At 71.6% G+C, this 897-nt stretch carries 1 protein-coding gene; it reads right to left on the minus strand.

Annotation, left to right across the window (positions count from 1 at the left end; genetic code table 11):
• The coding region (locus D180_RS20755) for a DUF2339 domain-containing protein (RefSeq protein ID WP_232760611.1) at nucleotides 1-868 on the minus strand (868 nt) is incomplete at its 3' end.
• Nucleotides 869-897 lie beyond the last annotated feature (29 nt).

The raw sequence follows: 897 nt of genomic DNA on the forward strand, positions 1-897 counted from the left end.
GCGAAAACGCGATCAGCGGCGTGCCGAACACCAGGCTGCCGTCGATCAGCGTGCTGCGCGCTGCCTGGCGCCGCGCGTACAGGATCGGGATCAGCAGGTAGAAGGCGAAGAACAGCAGCAGGAACGGCTCGGTGCTGGCGAACTTCTCGGGCCGGTACTGCAACACGCCCCACAGCGTGCCGATGCCGAAGGTGAAGCCGAACCCGAGCAGGTTCAGCACCCGCCACGGCCGGTACCAGGCGATCGCGAACACCGCCGCGTTGAGCAGCGCGTAGTAGGAGAACAACGCGACGTGGTTGCCGCTGCCGGTGGACAGCCACAGCGGCGCGAGGAAGCCGGCCAGCGTGCCCAGCACCGCCAGCGTGCGCGATTCCTGCGCCACCGCCAGCACGCACATGCCCGCGACCAGGGCGATGCTCAGCGCCAGCGCCGCGCCGGCGGGGATCAGCCCGGACAGCTTGAAGGCGGCGAACACGGTCAGCAGCAGCACACCGATCGCCCCACCCTGCAGGGCAAGCGCGAAGCTGCGCTTGCGCGTGCGCTGGCGCCAGCCGAAGGCCAGGCCGGCCAGCGACGCGGCGGCGATGCCGGCGTAGCGCAGCTCGATCGGCATGCGCAGCCAGCCTTGGTCGCCGGCGTACTTCAGCAGCGCGGCGACGCCGGCCAGCAGCACCAGCATGCCGATCTTGACCGGGACATTGCCCTCGGTGAACCAGCGTTTGATCCCGCCCAACAGCCGTTCGATCGGATCCGGCCCACGCGGCGCGGCGGGCTGGGCCGTCGCGGCGGTACGCGCCTGGGCTTGCTGCTGCTCGGCGCGTTCGACCGCGGCGGCCAGCGTCGCGAAATCGTCGTCCCCGGGAGGCACCGGCAAGGGCGGCGGCAGCGGCGGTGGCG

Source organism: Xanthomonas sp. SHU 166, assembly GCF_000364685.1.
Classification (GTDB): Bacteria; Pseudomonadota; Gammaproteobacteria; order Xanthomonadales; family Xanthomonadaceae; genus Xanthomonas_A; species Xanthomonas_A sontii.